The sequence below is a fragment of the Larkinella punicea genome (assembly GCF_003334855.1).
Lineage (GTDB): Bacteria > Bacteroidota > Bacteroidia > Cytophagales > Spirosomataceae > Larkinella > Larkinella punicea.
Map to the genome: position 1 here is coordinate 187,400 of NZ_QOWE01000007.1, position 15,528 is coordinate 202,927.

Sequence of the window (15,528 nt, forward strand, 5' to 3'; positions counted from 1 at the left end):
CCGATTAAGAAATTTAGACAATGAAAGATATAGTCACAAAAGGAACCCTGCTGGCGCTCGCTTTAACGTTTAGCACGCTGGCCTGTAAGGATAGCTTTTTAGTGGTGCAGCCAACCGGTACACTGACCAGTGCGCAGTTGAGCACGAAAAATGGTCTGGAAGGTTTGCTGATCAGTGCCTACACCGAGCTGAATGGCCGGGGGTTCAGCCAAACCGCCAGTTCGACCAACTGGATGTATGGAAGTATCATGGGGGGAGAAGCCAACAAAGGCTCCAACGCTGGTGACTTCAACGCCATCACGCCGTTTCAGCGCTTCGAAATGCTGGCAGCCAGTGGCGAACTCAATGCCCGCTGGAACCTGATGTACGAAGGCATTAGCCGGGCTAATTCCGTCCTGCGGCAACTGAAAACGGCGGATGCAACGGTAAGTGCCGATGATGTGGCCCGCATTGGTGCCGAAGCCAAGTTTCTGCGCGCTCACTACTATTTTGAGCTGAAACGGACGTTCAACATGGTGCCGTATGTTGACGAAACCGTCGATTATGCCGCCGGAATTACAGAAATTGCGAACAACACGGACATCTGGCCAAAAATCGAAGCCGACTTCAAAGCCGCTTACGATGTATTGCCGGAAATACAGAGCGCAGCCGGGCGCGCCAACAAATGGGCTGCCGCCACCTATCTGGCCAAAACCTATCTGTACCAGAAGAAGTATGCCGAAGCAAAAACCCTCTTCGATCTGGTGATCGCGAGTGGCAAAACGTCTTCGGGCAACAAATACAGCCTCTATCCGCAGTATGGCCTGGTGTTTAGCGCCGACAATGAGAAAAACGACGAGATCGTTTTCGCCACACAAAACGTAGCCAACGCTGGTAGCTCCGATGCCGCTTCGGGTGACCTGAACCTGAACTGGCCTTATAACACCGGCCCGGCGGGTCCGGTAGGTTGCTGCGGTTTCTTTCAGCCCAGCTTCGAGTTAGGGAATTCGTTCCGTACGGATGCTACCGGACTGCCTCTGCTGGACGGTTCGTATAATACCGGCACTAACCAGCTTAAAACGGATCAGGGGATCGCTTCGTCAGCGACCTTTACGCCCGATGCTGGCAATGTGGACCCCCGTCTCGATCACTCCATCGGTCGTCGTGGCATCCCGTATCTGGACTGGCAGGATTTTCCGGGCCAGGACTGGATTCGCGACCAGGCTTTCGGCGGTCCTTATGCTCCGAAAAAATACATCTATACCAAGGCCCAGGAAGCCCGCATTGCTGACGTTTCGAACTGGACCAAAGGCTGGACCGGTATTAACGTGATCCTGATCCGCTATGCCGATGTGTTGTTGATGGCGGCAGAATGTGAAGTTGAAGTAGGAAGCCTGGAGCGCGCCCGCGCGTTGGTCAACCAGATCCGGACCCGGGCGGCAAATCCGGCGGGTTACGTGATGAAAGGAACGGCACCGGCGGCCAAATATGTCATTAGCAACTACACGGCCCCCTGGACCGACAAAGCTGCCGCCCGCACCGCCGTTCAGTTTGAACGCAAGCTGGAACTGTCGGGCGAAGGTCACCGCTTCTTTGACCTGGTGCGTTGGGGAATTGCGGGTCCGGTGCTGAATGCTTACCTGACCTACGAAGGTGCCAAACTGACGAACGGTCTGGGTGGTGCCAAGTTTACGCCCAACAAAAACGAATACATGCCGCTGCCCCAAACGCAGATCGACTTGCAGGGAACGGCCATATTGAAACAAAATCCCGGTTATTAATTTTCGGCCGGAACCAATACCGTTTATTTCCTTTTATGATGAGGTGGGGCCAACGGTCCCACCTCATCTGTTTGGTAGGGGTCGAAGCCAAATGACAAAATCCTGCACCCTATTCCCAAAATGATGTACTTGCTTTTATAGTGGGCATCCTCTACTTTTGATCCGTCATGAAACGCACGATCTTCCAACTGTTCAACCTCCTGATGACCTGCATCGTACTGCTGAGCAGTACCGGTTTTGGTCTGATTGAACACACGTGCCGGATGCGCGGGAAGAAAGTGTCGTTAGCAATGACCCAGTCGGCCAACGCGAACAGAAGCTGCCCGATTCACCGCCAGAAAGCGGTTTCTCCGTCGGAACACGCCACCTCATCTCCCGTTTTCAAACGAACGGATTGCTGCCAGGAAGCGCAGCGGTATGAAAACGTCGATTTTTCGTCGTCCATCACGCAACTCGTCGCCAAGTTCGTCAAGTCGATGGCTGACACGGTACTGGCCGGGGTAACAGCGCTCGTGACCTGGTTGTTCACCAGTCTGGCTGTAGCCGATACCGCGTCGACGCTGGCGGATTTTGATTCTCCCCCTCTCCAGTACGGGCGCAGTCTGCTCTCGTTTGTTCAAAGCTTTTTGCTATAGGAAGTCGTCTTGTGCTAAAATGAAGTCCATGCTGAAAAAGCATCGGTTCCTTTTTATTTCAACCACATTACGACTCTTTATGCGTCCACATTCCACCTATAAAACAGTATTGACCACCCTATGGCTGGCTCTCCTCAGCGTTGTTTACGCTCCCGCGCAAATCCTGACCGGCACGGTTTCGGAGCGTGTCAACACCAAAACCGTGCCGCTGGTCGGCGTCACCATCTATTGGGCAGGCACCTCGGTTTCCTCCACCTCAACCGACTCCGGCTTTTTCACCATCAACAAACCAGACTCGCTCAACCGGCTTGTTTTCAGCTATGTGGGCTTTAAAACCGATACAATTACGGTTTCTGACCAAACCAGTCTGACCGTCATTCTCACCAGCCAGAATACGCTCCAGGAAGTGACGGTTCAGGGGGCGTCGTCGCAAACGGATCGGTTTTCGCCCATCCAAAACGAAATTCTGACCACGCGAACGCTGGCCAAAGCCGCCTGCTGTAACCTGTCCGAATCGTTTGAAACCAATGCCTCCGTCAATGTGTCCTACAGCGATGCCGTCACCGGAGCCAAGCAGATTCAGATGCTGGGATTGAGTGGAAATTACGTGCAAACCAACGTTGAAAACATCCCCACCATCCGCGGTCTGGCGTCTACGTTCGGTCTGAATTATGTGCCGGGTACCTGGATTTCGTCCATCGACATCGGCAAAGGAGCCGGTTCGGTCGTCAACGGCTACGAGGGCATGTCGGGTGCGATGAACGTCGAATTGCAAAAACCGGACGCCCGGGAGCGGATTTTTGCCAACGCCTACGTCAACAGTTTCGGACGGGTCGAAGGCAACCTGAACCTGTCGAAACCGCTGACTCCAACATGGAGCGTCGGTTTTCTGGGACACGCCAGCACGCTACAAAACCGGATCGATCAGAACGGCGATAACTTTCTGGATTTGCCCCTGTATACGCAATATAACGGGATTGTTCGCGCCAAATACGGAACGGAGCGGTTTATGACCCAGTTTGGCATCAAGTCACTCTACGAAGACCGGACCGGCGGACAGGTGGCGGCAACCCGCAGCGGCAGCCCGACTTACCAGTTTACGAACACCACCAAACGGTTTGAAGTGTTTTCCAAAACCGCCCGGCTTTATCCGGAAAAACCGTACCGGGGGCTGGGGCTGATCCTGAACGCCGTCAACCACGAACAGAACTCCTTTTTCGGTTTTATTCCCTACAACGGTCAGCAGAAAACGCTCTACGGCAACCTGATTTACCAGTCGATTATCGACAATACCAACCATTCGTTCAAGGCCGGCGTAAGTTATCTGCTCGACGATTACCGCGAAAAATACCGTGACTCGCTCCTGACCCGAACCGAATCCGTTCCGGGTGTTTTTGGGGAATACACCTACAAGTACCTGGATAAACTCACGCTGGTGGCGGGTGCGCGGCTGGATTTTCATAACCTGTTCGGTACGCAGTTTACGCCCCGTTTTCACGCCAAATACGACCTGACCGACAACCTGATCCTGCGGGCCTCGGCGGGGCGTGGTTTCCGGACGCCGAATGCGCTGGCCGAAAACTACGGGTATCTGGTGAGTTCGCGGACGGTGTATTTCGATGCTGAACTCCAGCCGGAAATCTCCTGGAATTACGGAACCAGCCTGACGCAGGAGTTTAATCTGTTCGGCAAAAAGGCGTCGCTCGTGCTGGATTATTACCGCACAAATTTTCAGAATCAGTTGATCGCCGATCTGGAACACCCGCGCGAACTCCATTTCTATTACCTGTCGAGTCGGTCGACACCCGGTTTGAAAGCACGTTCGTTTTCCAACAGTTTTCAGGCCGAACTGAACTACCAGCCCATCCGGCGCATGGAGGTCAAACTGGCCTACCGGCTTTTCGACGTTCGCCAGACGATGGGCATGGCCTTCGGGGAAAGTCTCCTGTTGCCGCGCATGATGGTGAGTCGCGACCGGGTTCTGTTCAATGCGGGGTATGCGTTGCCGTTCGACAAATGGAAGTTTGATTTCACGGTGCAATGGAACGGCCCAAAACGGATTCCGTACCTGCGCGAAGGCTACGAACACACCAGTTACCAGAACATGCCGCGGGAAAATGCCCCCGGTTTTTACAACATCAACGCGCAGATTACCAAGTCGTTCCGGACGTGGGATGTGTATCTGGGGGGCGAAAACCTCGGCAATTTCCGGCAAGCCAATCCGATTGTGGGTGCCAGCGACCCTTATGGCCGGGATTTCGACGCGGCCGCGCGGGTGTGGGGGCCTATCACGGGGCGGATGATTTACGGCGGTTTTCGGTATAAACTTAAAATCTAAGCCATGATCCTTTACATCAAACACATGGTTTGCGGACGATGCAAGCGCGTCGTTCGGGATATTCTGGAAGAGCTCGGCATTGAGGTGCTGCGGGTGGAACTGGGCGAGGTGGAAACGGGCGAACTGCCGACGACGGTTTCGATGGAGCAAATCCGGCAGGTGCTGGCCGATAATGATTTTGAACTGCTGGAAGACCGGAAAGCGGTGGTGGTTGAACAGATCAAAACGCTCATCGTCAACGAGGTACACCACGACCGGCGCGAACGGCCGGAGCATCAGAATCTGTCGGACTTTCTGACCCAGAAAATCGGGTATGATTACTCCTACCTCAGTCATTTATTCTCGGCCATTGAGGGAATTACCATCGAAAAATACGTCATCGCTCAGAAAATTGAAAAAGTGAAGGAATATTTGCTCTACGGGGAGTTAACCCTGAGTGAGATTGCCTGGCGGCTGGGCTACAGCAGCACCCAGCACCTGTCGAACCAGTTTAAACAGGTGGTGGGCCTGACCCCGGGTGATTTTAAACGCACCGGCCTGGCTTACCGAACCGAAATCGACAAAGTGGGGCCACCAAAATGAGGCACAAACGCAGTAGCATCCGGTAAATCCGTGGCAGACAAAGATCAAATTCTATGATTTCAATACAAAAATGGGTTCTCGTTGTTCTTTTTATCAGTACTACGGGAATCGCCTGGGCAGATGGTTTTCCGGTTGACACCAGCCGGAAAACCAGAATGCCACCAGCCAAAAAAATGATGAAACAGGACAGCATGGACCACGCTGCGATGGGTCATGCAATGCACGACATGATGCAGATGCAGCAGGGCATGGCCATGATGTCGCACCTGTATTCGCGGAACCTGCCCATGAACCGGAATGCCTCCGGAACGGCCTGGCACCCCGACCAGACGCCCATGTACATGTATATGTTTCATCCGTCGCAGTCGACAGGAAACCAGTGGATGACGATGTTGCACTACAGCGTTTTCCTGCGGCATACCAACCAGAATTTCAACAATCCGGGCAAACGGGGCCGCGCAACGCAGTTCGATGCCCCCAACTACATCATGGGCATGGCACAACGGCAGATCGGACAACGGGGCTTGCTGGCGTTCAAGGCCATGATTTCGCTCGATCCGCTGACGGTGGGAAAGAATGGCTATCCACTTCTGTTTCAGTCGGGTGAGACCTACCAAGGCCAGCGGCTGATCGACCGCCAGCACCAGCACGATCTGTTTTCGGAACTTTCGGTCGGGTATTCCTACGCGCTGTCGCCGAATGCGGATGTGTTCGGCTACGTCGGGTATCCGGGCGAACCGGCGCTGGGGCCACCGGCGTTTATGCACCGGCTGTCGTCGTTCAACAACCCGGATTCGCCTTTGGGCCACCACTGGACCGACGCCACTCACATTACCTTTGGGGTGGCAACCGCCGGTTTTCGGTATAAAATTGCTAAATTGGAAGTGTCGAATTTTACGGGTCGCGAACCAAACGAAAACCGCTATGGCTTCGATCGCCCGCGTTTCGACAGTTACTCGTACCGGCTTTCGGTAAACCCGTCTCCGACGCTGGCGTTGCAGTTTTCGCAGGGGTTTATCAAGAGTCCGGAAGCCCTGGAGGCCGATCATAACGTTACCCGAACAACGGCATCGCTTTTGCACAGCAAACCGTTGGGGCAACCCGGTCGCTACGTTTCCTCGGCGCTGGTTTGGGGGCTGAACTCCCACGATGGCGTCAACGAAAACGCGTATCTGGCCGAAAGCAGTCTGCAACTGGGCAAAACCGCCTTGTTCGGACGATACGAGAACATCACAAAGTCCGTTGACGAACTGGGGCTGAGAGATTATTTTTTCACTGCCCCGAGCGATGCAACGAAGCTGGTGAACATCAACAGTTTAACACTCGGCCTGAATTACCGTCTGTTGCAATTGGCCCAAACCGATCTGGTCGTTGGTGCCCAACTGACGGGTTCGTTCCCGGATCGGGATTTGGAACCGATTTATGGCAAAAATCCGTTATCAGGGCAGCTTTATTTACGAATTACCCCATCGCTGATGCCCATGATGATGCCGGGCAAATCCATGCCGGGAAAATCCATGAACCACCATTAATTAACCTGACGTAGCTTCAAACTGTAAACTCTCTTCACCATGAAAAAGCACTTAATTGGACTCCTGACCATTCTGTTTCTGGCCTTCGGCATCACTGCAAAGGCCGCTGACGATAAAGAAAAAGAAGTTAAAATCAAGACCTCGGCCATTTGCGAAATGTGTAAGGAACGCATTGAACGCAACCTGGCTTTCGAAAAAGGCATCAAGGAATCCAACCTGGATCTGAAAGATAAAGTCGTCACGGTGAAATACAATCCGAAGAAAACTGACGTCAACAAGATCAAAGCCAACATCTCGAAATCCGGCTACGACGCCGATGAGGTGACGGCAGATGAAAAAGGCTACGCTAAATTACCTTCCTGCTGCAAAAAAGGCGGCATGAAGCACCAGTGAGTTAAGAGTTAAGAGTTAAAAGTTAAAAATTAAAAGTAGGCTGACGCGTTAACCGTGGACATATCAATACTTTTAATTTTTAACTCTTAACTTTTTAGGACTTACGTCTGATAATTCTTTATACTTTCGCTTTTGCCCCTAAATCCCCTAAAGGGGACTTGGACCCAGCTTAACTCAGATGCTAAAAGTCCCCTTTAGGGGATTTAGGGGCAAAAGCGAAAGTCCTACTTTTAACTCATCTATGAAAATGCTTTTTGAAAATTCTCTGGCCTTTGCCCGGCAACTCGATCAGGCCGACCCGCTCCGCTCCTACCGCGACCGGTTTTATATTCCCGAACGCAACGGAAAACCGCTGATCTATTTCTGCGGTAATTCGCTGGGTTTGCAACCCAAAACCGCCCGGCAGGCACTGGATTGCGAACTAGCGATCTGGCAACAGCATGGCGTGGAAGGCTGGTTTGAAGGCGAAAATCCCTGGCTGACGATCCATCAACGCTGCAAGGAACCGCTGGCGCAAATCGTTGGAGCCAATCCGTCGGAAGTGTGTCCAATGAATAACCTGACGGTCAACCTGCACCTGCTGCTGACGTCTTTTTACCAACCCACCGGAAATCGTACGAAAATTCTGACCATCGGCGGTGATTTCCCGTCGGATCAATACGCACTCGAAACGCACATCCAAACGCGGGGTCTGAATCCGGCAGACACTTTGGTTGAAGTTTTTCCCCGCACCCACGAACATACCTGGCAAACGGCGGACATTCTGGATGCCGTCGAACAGTACCGGGATTCGCTGGCACTCGTGCTGATGAGCGGGTTGCACTACTATACCGGGCAGGTGTTCGACATGGCGGCTATTGCGCAAAAAGCCCGTCAAATCGGCGTACCCATCGGATTCGATCTGGCCCATGCCGTTGGGAACATTCCCCTCAAGCTTCACGACTGGGGCGTTGATTTTGCATTCTGGTGTTCCTATAAATACCTTAATTCCGGGCCGGGCGGGGTTTCCGGGATTTTTGTTCACGAAAACCACCACGCGGCTGCCTTGCCCCGGCTGGCCGGCTGGTGGGGATACGACGAAGCCCGGCGGTTTGAAATGACCAAAGGATTTGTGCCGATGCCGGGGGCCGACGGCTGGCAGCTCAGCACCCCGACGGTTCTGGCGATGGCGGTTCACCACGCGGCTTTGCAGCTCACCGCCGAAGCGGGTCTGGACGCGTTGCGCCGAAAAAGCGAACTGCTGACCGGTTTTCTGGAATTCGTTCTCCGTGAAACGGCGGGTTTACAGATCATTACCCCAATCAACGCGGCCGAACGCGGTTGCCAATTGTCGTTATTGATTGATCACGACGGAAAAACCGTCTTCAACCGACTCACCGAACAGGGCGTCATTGGCGACTGGCGCGAGCCGGACTGCATTCGACTGGCACCAACACCCTTGTACAACACCTTTGAAGAGGTCTGGCGGGTTGGTCAGGCGTTTGCGTCCTGCTGAGGTTTTTGTATTTTGTGACCGATTCCTCCCCGTCACAACCTGTCATGCCCCAGTTCATTTCGTATCCTTTGCAGTGGCACCCGGCGCAAAAGCTGACCTTCCGGTTTTTCTTTGCCTATTTTCTGCTTTATGTTTTTCCGTTTCCGCTCTCCAATGTACCCGGCTCCTACTTTCTGACCAGTTCCTACAACGAGGTCTGGCATGCGCTGGTGCCGTGGGTTGGCCGGACACTTCTACATCTCCCCTACGAAATCACGGTTTTCCCGAACGGAAGTGGTGATACGACGTTCAACTACGTTCAGCTTTTTTGTTTTGTCGTACTGGCGTTTGCGGCTGCCCTGGTGTGGTCGGTGCTCGACCGAAAGCGGGCCAACTACAACACGTTGTTGTACGGGCTACTGGTGTTGCTGCGGTATTATCTGGCTATTACGATGTTTACGTACGGTTTTGCCAAAGTTTTCAAGACCCAATTTCCGTTTCCCAGTATCACGCGGCTGATGGAACCGTACGGCCAATCGTCGCCGATGGGACTGGCCTGGACGTTCATGGGGTATTCGACGGCCTACAACTGGTTTACCGGTCTGGGCGAGATCATCGGGGGTGCCCTGCTTTTTTTCCGAAAAACAACCGCTTTGGGAGCCATCATTCTGGTGGCGGTCATCGGCAACATCGTCGCTATCAACTTCTGCTTTGATATACCGGTGAAGCTGTATTCTTCGAATCTACTTTTAATGGCGCTGTTTATCCTGACCACCGACGGCCTTCGACTGATCAATGTCCTTTTGGTAAACCGCCCGGCACCCGCTCTCGACCTGACGCCTTTCCGAACCTCCCGCCGGTGGCGGATCGGCCGAATCGTTTTCAAGACGCTGGCAATCAGCTTTGTGCTGTATGGGCAGATTTACAGCGGTTTTATTACTGCGAAGCAATACGGCGACCAGGCTCCCAAGCCTCCACTTTACGGTCTGTATCAGGTCGAAACCTTCGCGCTGAATGGCGACACCCTGGCACCGATGCTGACAGACACGGCGCGCTGGCGGCAGGTAATGGTTGGAGGGTATAAAAGCTATCCGAATCTGACGATTCGGTATATGAATGATTCGTTGCGAAACTATGCCTTCGAGCTGGATACCGCCAAACGGCAAGCCGTACTGTATGCCCGTTCCGACACCGCTCACAAATACCGGCTGACCTACCAGCAACCGGATACGAACTCACTCATGATGGCAGGGTTCAACCAAATCGATTCTATTTATGTGCGGCTGAAAAAACAGGACATCGGGCAGTTTCTGTTGGTAAACCGGGGGTTTCACTGGATCAACGAATACCCCATGAACCGGTAATTTTGTCGTTTTTTGCGTTAAAAACCAGACTGCCATTTCTCCTACAAAAATAGTTGCATTACTGAAGGATTTTTTTGAACTTACTACCGGATTCTAACTGAGACCCTTATGAACCGGCTCTTCCTTATTTTCTCGCTTTTGTCTGCCAACACCGCATTCGGTCAGGCACAACCTGCCCGTGAATTTGAAGGCAAACTTGAATCCGGACAACAAGCCCCTGATCTGGTTTTGTCCGATAAACAGAACAAACCGGTTCGGCTTCTTTCTTACAAAGGCAATGTGGTTTTGGTTGATTTCTGGGCAAGCTGGTGCGATCATTGCCGTCAGGAACACGTTCGACTGAAAGCACTTTATGATCAATACAAAGACCGGGGACTTCAGATCGTCAGTATTTCCATCGATAAAAATCCGAAAGCCTGGCGAAAAGCCCTTCAAAAAGCGGAATTGCCCTGGATGCAACTCACCGATCGGGTAGGCTCCCGAAACATCATTGGCCCTCAATATGGCACAAATTCCATTCCCATCAATCTGCTGATCGATAAGAATGGATATGTGCTTCGGAAAGGACTACACGGCACCGAACTGGATCGGCAACTCGCGCTGGTCTTTAATATGCCGTAATGTACCTGCAAACCGCCTGTGGGCACTCAGGAATGGGCGGCTACGATTTCCTTTAAAAAGGCCAGAAACGGCGCGGAGAATTCCTTGCGTTTCAGCGCAAATTCAACGGTGGTTTTCAGAAAATCCAGTTTGTTGCCAATGTCGTGGCGTTTGCCCTCGATGCGGTGCGAGTAGATGTTTTCGCGTTTGAGCAATAACAGCATCGCATCCGTCAACTGGATTTCGTTGTTTTTTCCTTTGGCGGTTTGCTCGATGGCGGCAAAAATGTCGGGCGTCAGGATGTACCGGCCCGCGATGGCCAGATTCGACGGGGCGGCTTTGATGGACGGTTTTTCGATCAGCGTATTCAACTCCATAATGCTGTCACTCAGGGCGGTTCCGCCCACAATTCCGTAACGGTTTACCTTGTCGGCCGGCACTTCTTCCACGGCGATGACGGTTCCGCGGTACTGGTCATACGTATCGATCAACTGCTGGGTCACCGGAATCACCGAATCCATGATCGTATCACCCAGCAACACCGCAAACGGCTCATTGCCAACGTGGTGACGGGCGTAATAAATGGCGTCGCCCAACCCGTTCAGTTCTTTTTGCCGAACAAAGTGAATGTCCGCCATGTCCGACAACCGGCGCATTTCCAGCAACAACGCTTCGTCTTCTTTCTCTTCCAGCCGGGTTTCCAGCTCGTAATTCCGGTCGAAATGGTCTTCGATGGACCGTTTGCCTTTTCCGGTAATGATCAGAATATCTTCAATGCCCGAATCGACGGCTTCCTGCACGACGTACTGAATCGTGGGCGTGTCGATAATCGGCAGCATTTCTTTCGGTTGTGCTTTGGTGGCCGGCAAAAATCGGGTTCCCAATCCGGCAGCAGGAATTACGGCTTTCTTGATCATAATTTTGAATGAGTGAATGAGTGAATGAGTGAATAAAAAATGGCCGCAGCTATTCACTCATTCTATCATTCGAAATTAAACTACATAAGGTTTGATGACGCGGGCGTTCAGGTGTTTCATCTCGACAAACAGGCGGTTCAGCATGTCGTCGTCCTTGTAAATACCGACAATGGCTCCCCCCGAACCGGCAAACGAGGCCGAGGCTCCGATCCGGCGGGCGGCCGAAATCATTTCCAGGTTGCTTTCGCTGATGGTATAGATGCGTCGGCGCAGGTCGAAATTTTGATTGACCAGGTCATGCAGTTGACTGATTTCGTTGTTCAGAATAGCCTCCCGACCCTGACGAGCGACGTCGGCGATGTCCTGCAACGTCTTGACCACCAGCTCTTCTCCCTTGTCCCAACGCGACCGAACATCGTTGTGAATCCGGCCCGACTGCTTACCGAGCGACGTTTTGTAGGCAATGTACAGTTTGGGCAACAACCGGGGTTCGATGGGTTCATAATCACCGTGGCCGGTTTTTTCCAGCAGTTCCCGGTCAAAATTCATGTAAACGCAACCTTCGTAACACTGAATAACGCGGTCCTGAAGTCCGGCGGTGATGCCCAGTTCTTCCGATTCGGTTTTCAACACCAGGGTTGGCAAATGCGGCAGCGGAATTTCGACCTGATAGAATTTCATCAGCGCCCGAAACGTCGCCACAATGATGGCACTGGAGCCCGAAAGCCCCACCTGACGCGGAATCGACGTGCTGTAGCGAATGGTGAAGTTTTTGTTGGGAAGCCGAAGACCGTGCTGATCGCAGTATTCACAAAACCGCTTGAGGGCTGCTTTGATGAGCGGAACCCCGCCGTGGTAGCCCAACGAGGCAACGGCGTCACGCAGGTGGTAAATACTCCGAAACGAGTTGGTGTCCTGTTCCTGGGGCTCGATGTTCAGTTCCGGTGACTCATAGAGCGACACTGACGCGCCGAAGTTTCGTACGGAAATCGAGATCGTTTTGCCAAAAAAACCGTCGGATGGGTTGCCTAACAGCCCGGCGCGGGCGTAGGCGCGAGTTTCAATAATCAAGTGTTTTCTTAATTGGTACCGTTTGGCGGCAAGTTAGGGGATAAATGACTAATGAACAATGAAAACTGAGAGATCGGACTCGGGATTCTGCATATACGCAGCCCTGTCAGCGGTCGAAGACCCTGACAGCGGCCCCAATACGCGGTCTTGTCAGGGTCTTTGATCGCTAACTACGCAGCCGCTGTCAGGGTCTTTGATCGCTAACTACGCAGCCGCTGTCAGGGTCTTCGACCGCTGACAGGGCTACACCGCATTACTTGATCGTAAACGCCAGCGGTTTCCCTTCCGTCACCTCCTGGCGCTGCTTGAAAACCTGTTTCCCGCCCCCTTGCAGGGCAAACTGCCGAAGCCGGATTTTGCCGTCCAACACCGCCAGGCTCACCCGGTTTTCTGCCCCTTCCGAACGGATCGTGCAGGTTCCCCAGGCCGATCCATTCGACCAGAAATACGTCCCGGGTTTGGCGGTGAAGGTCATCGTTTCGGTCACGCCGGAATACAAAAAACCGCTCCAGGCCAGAATCGCATTCCAACTGGTCATCGAACGGGCGTAGTGATGACCGCATTCCGGCTCGTTGAACGGGTTGCGTTTGCGGCCATCGAACCGGTCGCGGATGCTTTTGAGACATTTCAATGCATTGTCCGTTTGGCCTTCGTACAGCATTCCTACGGCGGCAGTGTACTCAAAACCGGTCATGGATTCGGCAAAATACGGAAAGGGCACTTTCAGTCGGCCTTTGGGCCAACTGGCCATCAGCAGCCCCGATTCGTCGCCCAGAACATACGACCGCATGTTGTTGAAATGGTCGGAAAAGTTGTCCAGGTAATTGTATTTCATGATGCTTTGCAGCGATTTCTGAATATGTTCCGGTTTGGCCAGGTAGCCCAGCCCCAGCATATGCGCCATCATCTGCCCCACCAACTGATCGACCAGACAACCTTTTCCCAACTGGTAATCCGGAACCGGGACGTCCGGGTTACCCTCCCAATTCAGAAAGGCAAACGTTTTCGGGTCGGTGATTTTGTGTTCGTAATACTCGCCGTTGAACAGATTATGGTCCATCCAGGCACTGCCTTTCCGGTATAAATCCGCACACTTTTGAGCCAGCACCGGGTCTTTCATGGCCGTTGCCATTTCGGAGGTGGCTTTCAAGGCCCCCAGATACCAGAAACCCATCTGCGGATTGGGGCCAAAATAATCCACGTCCATCGTGTTGTGCTGCCGACCTTCCATGACGCCGTCCTGGTTGCCATCCCAACCGCCCTGAATCCAGGCGTAGCTCATCACTTTTTTGACCTGCTCCCAGTTTTTCCGCAAAAATTCAGGGTTTCCCGACAGTTGCCAGTCGCGGTAAAACTTCAAAATGGTGCCCATTTGGCCATCGGCGGCCACATTTTTCCACTCCTGGGCTTTCGACAGCGGTAACATCACCCGGAAACTCATTTTGCCTTCCGGATTGGTCGCGTAGTTAAATTCAATATCCCGCATCGACTGCGACAGATCGGCAAATAGAAAAGCCGTCGCCTGCTCGTAATTCCAGACGTGCGTACACGAGCCAAAACAGGAACCAAATTCGTCAAAAACACCCTCCCAACCCATCATATGCCCGCTCGGAATCCGGAACACGGTTTGGGAACGCAACGTAGCCAGGTTGAAAAGGGCCGCTTCCTTGATCACATCGGGGTATGAACTGGACAAAAAAGCCTTTACAAACTGAAGCGTTTTCTGTTCCAGAACCGGCAGACGCGGCAACGTCTTCGTCATGACATCCCAGGCGTCGGCATATTGCGTCGAATAATAATTGCCGATGGCATCCTGCCCCGCCTTTGACGAAAACGACGACCAGGCCTGTCGGTTCGGAAAGTTCCAGGTAATGAAAAACGTGTAGGTCTGCGTTTGGCCCGGCGCGATGGTTTTCTGCACCGCCAGCGACGCCAGCGGGTCGTCGTCCACCAGCTTTGCCTTTTCCGTCAGTTGCCCGTCCGCGCTGAAATCATCCCAGAAATCAAGCATAGCATTTTCCCAGTCGTTCGAGCGCGACGAGGTGCGGTAGCTCACCCCCGCCGGGCTGTTGGTCGTCAGCGCGATGGTTCCCCAGGCCGGGTCCTGCCGACTGACGCCGTCTGAAAACAAATATATTCCCTGAAAACCCGCACCGGTTTTGTAGACATTGGTATTCTTCTTTGCGCCAGTTGGCACCACATCGCCTTTCCAGTCTTTGTGAGATTGACTACCGTCTTTTCCGACAAAATTGCGCATCGAACCACAAACTGACACCGTCAGCGGTTCTTTGCTGGTGTTGGTCACTTCGTAGGCCAGCACGGCAATGGGAATGCCACTCGCGTCGGCGTTGCCCGGAACAAACGGATTGAACCCTTTGACCGTCACCTTCACCGGCATTTTTGCGTCCGACAAATGAACCTGTCCAAAGGGATAAGCCGCGTCGAATGACGCTTCTGAAAACCGGGGAAAACCGTGCTGATTGACCGGTCGGCCTTCGTAGTGCAGGTATTCGGCGGGGTCGAGGGGGCCGATCAGGGCTTTGGTCATCGGCTTTCCGCCCGCGGGCAACACGTTGATGGCAAAAAAAGGCGCATTGTTTCCCACCGTAACCGTACTGAAGCCCTTGGCGGGTTTGTTCATAATTTCCCAATCACGCAACTCGCCCCGACCACCCAGCGAAACGGTTCCGGTGCCGATGCCGCCCAGGGGCAGCGCAATGTTGTAGAGGTGATGTGGGTCGTAGTGTTTCAACACGGGCCAGGGCGCGGGTTGCCACTGGGCAAAAACCGTCCGGGTGCCAAGCAGCAGCAGAACGAAAATACGGGAAAAAGTCATGGGGTCAGGGGTTAATCCCGTAAAGG

Annotated in this window: 12 protein-coding genes; 9 read left to right on the forward strand and 3 right to left on the reverse strand. The window is 53.2% G+C overall.

Translation table 11 applies throughout. The features are described from left to right. The first annotated feature begins 20 nt into the window (after window positions 1-20). The 9 genes from DUE52_RS10335 to DUE52_RS10375 all read left to right on the forward strand — a co-directional run bounded on the left by DUE52_RS10335 (window position 21) and on the right by DUE52_RS10375 (window position 10,699). Window positions 21-1,760 carry a RagB/SusD family nutrient uptake outer membrane protein gene (locus DUE52_RS10335; RefSeq protein ID WP_114405928.1) on the forward strand — a complete coding sequence of 580 codons (1,740 nt, stop codon included), beginning with the start codon at window positions 21-23 and terminating at the stop codon, window positions 1,758-1,760. A 167-nt stretch (window positions 1,761-1,927) separates the two neighbouring features. Further along, the gene (locus DUE52_RS10340) at window positions 1,928-2,395 is read left to right on the forward strand and encodes a hypothetical protein (RefSeq protein WP_114405929.1); all 468 of its coding nucleotides are present in this window, start codon (window positions 1,928-1,930) and stop codon (window positions 2,393-2,395) included. 79 nt (window positions 2,396-2,474) lie between these two features. Continuing rightward, a complete protein-coding gene (locus DUE52_RS10345) occupies window positions 2,475-4,733 on the forward strand; it encodes a TonB-dependent receptor (protein ID WP_114405930.1) in 2,259 nt (752 codons plus the stop codon). Between the two features lie 3 nt (window positions 4,734-4,736). After that, window positions 4,737-5,315 (forward strand): helix-turn-helix domain-containing protein, encoded by a 579-nt coding sequence (locus tag DUE52_RS10350; RefSeq protein WP_114405931.1) that lies wholly within the window; start codon window positions 4,737-4,739, stop codon window positions 5,313-5,315. Between the two features lie 155 nt (window positions 5,316-5,470). Then, entirely contained in the window at window positions 5,471-6,847 is a 1,377-nt protein-coding gene (locus DUE52_RS10355; protein ID WP_374755894.1) for a hypothetical protein, read from the forward strand. A 39-nt stretch (window positions 6,848-6,886) separates the two neighbouring features. After that, window positions 6,887-7,240 carry a heavy-metal-associated domain-containing protein gene (locus DUE52_RS10360; RefSeq protein WP_114405932.1) on the forward strand — a complete coding sequence of 118 codons (354 nt, stop codon included), beginning with the start codon at window positions 6,887-6,889 and terminating at the stop codon, window positions 7,238-7,240. A gap of 247 nt (window positions 7,241-7,487) precedes the next feature. Beyond that, entirely contained in the window at window positions 7,488-8,735 is a 1,248-nt protein-coding gene (gene kynU, locus DUE52_RS10365) for a kynureninase (protein WP_114406031.1), read from the forward strand. 44 nt (window positions 8,736-8,779) lie between these two features. Then, window positions 8,780-10,078 carry a DoxX family protein gene (locus DUE52_RS10370; RefSeq protein WP_114405933.1) on the forward strand — a complete coding sequence of 433 codons (1,299 nt, stop codon included), beginning with the start codon at window positions 8,780-8,782 and terminating at the stop codon, window positions 10,076-10,078. 108 nt (window positions 10,079-10,186) lie between these two features. After that, window positions 10,187-10,699, forward strand: coding sequence for a TlpA family protein disulfide reductase (locus DUE52_RS10375; protein ID WP_114405934.1), 513 nt, complete (start codon window positions 10,187-10,189; stop codon window positions 10,697-10,699). Window positions 10,700-10,725: 26 nt separating this feature from the next. Here DUE52_RS10375 and galU read toward each other — a convergent pair whose 3' ends face one another. The 3 genes from galU to DUE52_RS10390 all read right to left on the reverse strand — a co-directional run bounded on the left by galU (window position 10,726) and on the right by DUE52_RS10390 (window position 15,502). Next, window positions 10,726-11,595 (reverse strand): UTP--glucose-1-phosphate uridylyltransferase GalU, encoded by an 870-nt coding sequence (gene galU, locus DUE52_RS10380; protein WP_114405935.1) that lies wholly within the window; start codon window positions 11,593-11,595, stop codon window positions 10,726-10,728. 75 nt (window positions 11,596-11,670) lie between these two features. Beyond that, window positions 11,671-12,666 carry a mevalonate kinase family protein gene (locus tag DUE52_RS10385; protein WP_114405936.1) on the reverse strand — a complete coding sequence of 332 codons (996 nt, stop codon included), beginning with the start codon at window positions 12,664-12,666 and terminating at the stop codon, window positions 11,671-11,673. Window positions 12,667-12,919: 253 nt separating this feature from the next. Continuing rightward, on the reverse strand, window positions 12,920-15,502 hold the full coding sequence (locus DUE52_RS10390; RefSeq protein WP_114405937.1) for a GH116 family glycosyl-hydrolase: 2,583 nt from the start codon (window positions 15,500-15,502) through the stop codon (window positions 12,920-12,922). Window positions 15,503-15,528 lie beyond the last annotated feature (26 nt).